The 5441-nt window shown below is 68.1% G+C and carries 8 protein-coding genes; 2 read left to right on the top strand and 6 right to left on the bottom strand.

Features of this window, described 5'->3' with window-relative positions; translation table 11 throughout:
* The coding region (locus AC2VON_RS15695; protein WP_486953782.1) for a DUF3046 domain-containing protein at positions 1-121 on the bottom strand (121 nt) is incomplete at its 3' end.
* A gap of 49 nt (positions 122-170) precedes the next feature.
* Positions 171-1343 (bottom strand): glycosyltransferase, encoded by a 1173-nt coding sequence (locus AC2VON_RS15690; protein WP_486953781.1) that lies wholly within the window; start codon positions 1341-1343, stop codon positions 171-173.
* Between the two features lie 41 nt (positions 1344-1384).
* Here AC2VON_RS15690 and AC2VON_RS15685 point away from each other — a divergent pair, with 41 nt between their 5' ends.
* Positions 1385-1822 (top strand): limonene-1,2-epoxide hydrolase family protein, encoded by a 438-nt coding sequence (locus tag AC2VON_RS15685; protein WP_486953779.1) that lies wholly within the window; start codon positions 1385-1387, stop codon positions 1820-1822.
* A 10-nt stretch (positions 1823-1832) separates the two neighbouring features.
* Here the strand turns inward: AC2VON_RS15685 and pspM are convergent, their stop codons facing one another.
* The 4 genes from pspM to pgsA all read right to left on the bottom strand — a co-directional run bounded on the left by pspM (position 1833) and on the right by pgsA (position 4645).
* Positions 1833-2645, bottom strand: coding sequence for a phage shock envelope stress response protein PspM (gene pspM / locus AC2VON_RS15680; protein WP_486953778.1), 813 nt, complete (start codon positions 2643-2645; stop codon positions 1833-1835).
* 41 nt (positions 2646-2686) lie between these two features.
* The gene (gene pspA, locus AC2VON_RS15675; RefSeq protein ID WP_486953777.1) at positions 2687-3517 is read right to left on the bottom strand and encodes a phage shock protein PspA; all 831 of its coding nucleotides are present in this window, start codon (positions 3515-3517) and stop codon (positions 2687-2689) included.
* 119 nt (positions 3518-3636) lie between these two features.
* The gene (gene clgR, locus AC2VON_RS15670; RefSeq protein ID WP_486953776.1) at positions 3637-3972 is read right to left on the bottom strand and encodes a transcriptional regulator ClgR; all 336 of its coding nucleotides are present in this window, start codon (positions 3970-3972) and stop codon (positions 3637-3639) included.
* 103 nt (positions 3973-4075) lie between these two features.
* Positions 4076-4645, bottom strand: coding sequence for a CDP-diacylglycerol--glycerol-3-phosphate 3-phosphatidyltransferase (gene pgsA / locus AC2VON_RS15665; RefSeq protein ID WP_486953780.1), 570 nt, complete (start codon positions 4643-4645; stop codon positions 4076-4078).
* 104 nt (positions 4646-4749) lie between these two features.
* Here pgsA and AC2VON_RS15660 point away from each other — a divergent pair, with 104 nt between their 5' ends.
* Positions 4750-5271, top strand: coding sequence for an amino-acid N-acetyltransferase (locus tag AC2VON_RS15660; RefSeq protein ID WP_486953775.1), 522 nt, complete (start codon positions 4750-4752; stop codon positions 5269-5271).
* Positions 5272-5441 lie beyond the last annotated feature (170 nt).

Raw genomic sequence — 5441 nt, 5'->3', positions numbered from 1 at the left:
CGATCGCCTGTGCGGCGGTGCGCCCGCCCAACTCGGTCAACACGTGGTCGGTCAGCACCGATGCACCGTAGACAGCGCCGAACCGCCGGGTGACCCGATCGTGGAACTCCGTCAGGCGCACCGGCTCAACCTACTCAGCTACTCAGCTACCCAGCCACCCAGCCACCCAGCTACTCAGCGCGCTCCAGTGCGTCGTGGCACACCTGAACCGGATCGGCCACTGCGGCGGCTCCGGCCGCGGCCCGGCGGGCGGCGGCCCGGTAGCCCGGCGACGCCAGCACCGCACCGACGGCGGCGACCAGCGCGTCGGCGGTCAACGGCCGAACCAGCAGCGCACTGCCTTGACGTGCAACACGATTGGCGATCTCCCACTGATCCCCACCGCCGGGCACCACCACCAGCGGCACGCCGGCCAGCAGTGTCTTGGCCACCATGCCGTGCCCACCGCCGCAGATCACCACATCGGCTTGGGCCAGCAGTTCGTCCTGGCGTCCCAGCCCGGCCGCCGCCCAGGGCGGCAACGTCAGTCCCGGGCCGTCCAACCTCGACACCACCACCCGTGCGCCGGTGGGCAGCCCGGCCCCGGGAACCAGACAGTCCAGTGCCGTCTCCGCCAGTCCGCCCACCCCGGTCGTTGCGGTGGACGGAGCCACCACCACCACCGGCCCGTAGCCGGCCGGCACGCTCAGCACCTGCTCGGTGGGCTCGAAGTGCAGTGGGCCCACCACGGCCGCCTCGGGCGGCCAGTCCGGTCGGGGCACCTCCAGCGCGGGCATGGTGGCAACCAGGCGGCGTAACGGTCCCGGGTCGAGGGCCGGCAGGCCGATCCCCACCCGGGCAGACGCACGCTGGCGCAGACCGACTCGCCACGCACGCGCCGTCAGCGCCCGCATCGCGGCATCCCGCAACCAACCCCGCAGACCGACACCCGGCGCCAGCCCGGATCCGATCGGCGGCAGCCCCTTCGACGGCAGGTACAGCGGGTGCGGGCTGAGCTCGATCCATGCGATGCCCAGCAGTTCGGCGGCCATCCCCCCGCAGGCGGTGATGACATCGCAGACCACCAGATCCGGCGCCAGCCCCCGCAGCCGGTCGAGGTTGTCCACCGCCATCCGCGCTGCGCGGTGATGGATCTTGGCGCCGGCGTCGCGGTCGTCGTCGGCCGCGGTGGGCTCCAGGCCGGCCAGTTCGGCGACGTCCAGCCCGGCGGCCCGGGCGGTGGCGAGCCATTGGGTTCCGGTCAGCAGGGTCGGTCTATCGCCGGCGACGGCAAAAAGCTGGCATAGTGCGATCGCCGGAAAAGCGTGGCCCGGATCCGGACCGGCGACCACCACCACCCGCATTGCCCTACCGTGCCACAGCCGCACCGCCCTACGCTGGACACATGGCCGAGCCGACCGCAGCGCAGACATCCGCCGAGAACGTCCGGACCGTCGAGGTCTTCCTGGATGCGCTGGCCGACGAGGACCTCGACACCGCCGGTGCGGTGCTCGCGGGCGACCTGGTGTACCAGAACGTCGGGCTGCCGACCGTCTACGGCTCCCGCACCGCCCTTCAGCTGTTCCGCCGGATGCAGGGCCGCGTCGGTTTTCAGGTGAAGATTCACCGGATCGCCGCCGACGGCTCGGCGGTGCTCACCGAACGCAGCGACGCGCTGGTCCTCGGTCCGCTGCGGCTGCAGTTCTGGGTATGCGGTGTGTTCGAGGTCCACAACGGACGTATCACGTTGTGGCGAGACTACTTTGACTTCTACGACATGCTCAAGGCGGCGGTGCGGGCGCTGGCGGCCATCCTGTTCCCGTCAATGCGGCCGAAGTTCTAGCTAGGACCAGCTAAACCCGGGGCAGTCGGCTGAGTTCGTCGAACGCCTGCGCGCAACCCATCAAGCGATCCGTCGCACCGGCCAACTCGTCACGATACCGTTGTTGCGTCATCGGCGAATTCGACGGCGATGAAGATGATGCCGGCGAGTCGCCGTTTGCCGACGCCACCAATTGTGCTGCGGCGGTGACCATCTTGTTGTACTGGTGGACACCGGAACCCAACTGGGCGGTGAACGCGTCGATGGTCGGCACCAGGTAGCCGCCGACCTCCGGGGTGAGCTGCACGGTGTGCTCCATCGACACCACCTCGGCCGCGGTTGCCGCCATCGCCGCTGCCGCCCGGTTGGCCGCCACGGTCAGGTCACCGATTTCACGGTCAGGCAGCAGGTGCCCGCGTTCCAGCACCCCCAGCAGCGAGAACAGTCCACGCTCGGAAGCGCCCAACGCCGACATCGCCGGTCGCGCCGCTGAGCCCGGCGGCGGCCGCCGGCGGGCAGCGCCGGGCCGCTGCGCGGGCAGCGGCACCGATCGCAGCCACCGGTAGCGCAGCAGCAACAGCGTCGCCGGGTGCGCCGCGCCGGCGGCGATCAGCCCGGTGATCAGCAGCACCCACGCCGGCGTTGCCCAGCTCGCCAGCAGCGCCGTGACCAGTACCCAGAACACGCACCCGGCGCCGAAGATCAGCCCCCAGCGCAATGCGCGGCGGCGTCGCCTCAGCATCCGGGCGCGGGGGTCGAACACGGCACCGATCTTCTGCGCCAGCACGTCAAAAAACCGGTAGCCGGTGGCAAAGACCGTATCCGAACGGCGCGGCAGCACCATGTGCCAATGACCGGTGTGCAATGCTGCTCGCGACCTTTCGCCTACTGCTGACCGAGGGGCTTTTCCGGAGTGGCGGGGCTGGCTTTCGCGGGGCCTGCCGGCGCCGGCTTCGGCACCGCCGCACCGGAAGACTCCCCGGTCGGCAGAGCCTTGCCGCGCATCGACGCCCGGATCTGCTCCAGTCGCGAATGACCGGCCATCTGCACACTGGCCTGCTCCACCTCGATCATGCGGCCCTGCACGGAGCCCTTCGCCAGCTCGGCGGCTCCGATCGCATTCGCGTAGCGGCGCTCGATCTTCTCCCGCACCTCCTCGAGGCTGGGGGTGGTGCCGGGAGCGGCGATCTCGCTCATCGACCGCAGTGAGGCGCTGACCTGCTCCTGCATCTTGGCCTGCTCGAGCTGACTGAGCAGCTTGGTGCGCTCGGCGACCGTCTGCTGCAGCATCACCGCGTTCTGTTCGACGGCCTTCTTGGCCTGCTCGGCGGCCGACAGGGCCTGGTCGTGCAGGCTCTTGAGGTCTTCGACGCGCTGCTCGGCGGTGACCAGCTGGGCGGCGAACGCTTCGGCGGCATTGTTGTACTCGGTGGCCTTTTCGGTGTCCCCGGCAGCGGTCGCCTGGTCGGCCAAGGTCACCGCCTGACGCACGTTGACCTGGAGTTTCTCCACATCGGCCAACTGCCGGTTGAGCCGCATCTCCAGCTGCCGCTGGTTGCCGATCACCTGTGCCGCCTGCTGGGTCAAGGCCTGATGCTGACGTTGCGCCTCTTCGATGGCCTGCTGAATCTGCACCTTGGGATCGGCGTGCTCGTCGATCTTCGCGTTGAACAGCGCCATCAGGTACTTCCACGCCTTGACGAACGGGTTGGCCATCAGTCAGCTCCGTCTGCTTGTTCGAAACTTTGTGGATCTGCGCCGGGTACCCGGGTACCGAAGCTCAATGTATCGGGTCGGTCCGCATCCGGTTGGAAGTTCAGACCTGCATTCAATGTTTAGACGGAAGCCATGGTCGACACCGGCGGGATGACGACCTTGGTGCCGACGTCGATGTTGGCCGCCCCGAGCAGATCGCGGGTTCCGGCCGCTGCACGCTCCTGGCGTGCCATCTGCCCGCCGGCGTCGCAGAGCACCGCCGACAACGAGAGGCCCAGCGCTGTGCAGATCGCGTTCAACAACTCGCTGGACGCCTCCTTGCGGCCCCGCTCGACCTCGGACAGATACCCCAAGCTCACCCGCGCCGAATCGGACACTTCGCGCAGCGTGCGGCCCTGTGATGTACGGGCCCGGCGCAGCCCGTCGCCGATCACCTCACGCAGTAACGCAGTCATGGTGTGCTCGCTCCCATCTGACCTGCCTTTTCAGGCTAGACACCTATGTCAACGCCGGCGGTGGCCGCCTTGGTTCCCACCGGCCCTGACCGGCGGAGCAACCTTAAGGCTGTGCCGGCCGGGCCCGGACATCGGTGACCGCGGACATTAGGTAATCCACCCCGGTCACCACCGTCAGCACGACGGCAACGCCCATCACCACCTGGGCCAGCACCAGCCAGAACCCGTACAGCGGCAGCATGAACAATCCGATTGCCGCCGCCTGCACCAGTGTCTTGAGTTTGCCGCCCCGGCTGGCGGGAATGACGCCCCGCCGCAGCACCACGAACCTCAGCACGGTGATCCCGACCTCACGGGACAAGATCAGCACCGTGATCCACCAAGGCAAGTCATGCAGCGTCGACAACCCGATCAGTGCGGCGCCGATGAGGGCCTTGTCGGCGATCGGGTCGACCAGCGCGCCGAACTCGGTCACCAGGCCGTAGCTACGGGCCAGCGCTCCGTCCAGCCGGTCGGTGATGACAGCGGCGGCGAAGATGACAAAAGCCGCAGTGCGGCTTGCGGCTTCGTGGCCGTCCCCGGCGAACAACGCCAGCAGAAAGATCGGGATCAGCGCCAGCCGCACCCCGGTTAGCGCGTTGGCGAAGTTGACCACGCCGATGCGTCTCACCACCGGTTCCGTCTGAGGCTGGTCCGACACGGCAAACAGAATATCGGTTGTCTGTCTCGTATTTGCCTACCGTCCCGAAGCTGCTCGCAAACCGATACTGTGCAGCCGTGCACCCAGCTAGTGATCCACCGGGCGATCGGCCACTGATCCGGCGGGCGCGGACCTCCGATGTCCCGGCGATCAAGGGGCTGGTGGACACCTACGCCGGCAAGATTTTGCTGGAAAAGAACCTGGTCACGCTCTACGAGAGCGTCCAGGAGTTCTGGGTGGCCGAACATGGGGATCAGGTGGTGGGCTGCGGGGCGTTGCACGTACTGTGGTCCGACCTCGGCGAGGTGCGCACTGTTGCGGTCGACCCGGCGATGACCCGCCGCGGCGTCGGCCACGCCATCGTCGACCGGCTGGTGCGGGTGGCGCGGGACCTGCAACTGCAGCGCTTGTTCGTGCTGACCTTCGAGACCGGGTTCTTCTCCCGGCACGGGTTCACCGAGATCGACGGCACACCGGTCACCGCCGAGGTGTTCGAGGAGATGCGCCGCTCCTATGATCTCGGCGTGGCCGAGTTTCTCGACCTCAGCTACGTCAAGCCGAACATCCTCGGCAACACCCGAATGCTGCTGCTGCTCTGACCTTGGGACTTCTGGCCCGTGGCCCCCTGGCGGCCGCCGCCCACCGAGCGTGAAACTGTTGCGAAAAACGGCCGGGCGGATTCATACGGTCAGTGCAACATCTGCGAGTTTTGGAGGTTGCACATGCCGAGTGGGTATCCGTGGCCGGGGTCGGTGCGGCGGGAGTTCTT

This window comes from Mycobacterium sp. TH-M82, assembly GCF_057473605.1.
This window is presented reverse-complemented; position numbering and strand designations above follow the sequence as displayed.

Excerpts from the sequence above, each read along its gene's own strand:
- AC2VON_RS15690 (WP_486953781.1), bottom strand. The coding sequence starts at position 1,343 with ATGCGGGTGGTGGTGGTCGCCGGTCCGGATCCGGGCCACGCTTTTCCG.
- AC2VON_RS15685 (WP_486953779.1), top strand. The coding sequence starts at position 1,385 with ATGGCCGAGCCGACCGCAGCGCAGACATCCGCCGAGAACGTCCGGACC.
- pspM (WP_486953778.1), bottom strand. The coding sequence starts at position 2,645 with ATGGTGCTGCCGCGCCGTTCGGATACGGTCTTTGCCACCGGCTACCGG.
- pspA (WP_486953777.1), bottom strand. The coding sequence starts at position 3,517 with ATGGCCAACCCGTTCGTCAAGGCGTGGAAGTACCTGATGGCGCTGTTC.
- clgR (WP_486953776.1), bottom strand. The coding sequence starts at position 3,972 with ATGACTGCGTTACTGCGTGAGGTGATCGGCGACGGGCTGCGCCGGGCC.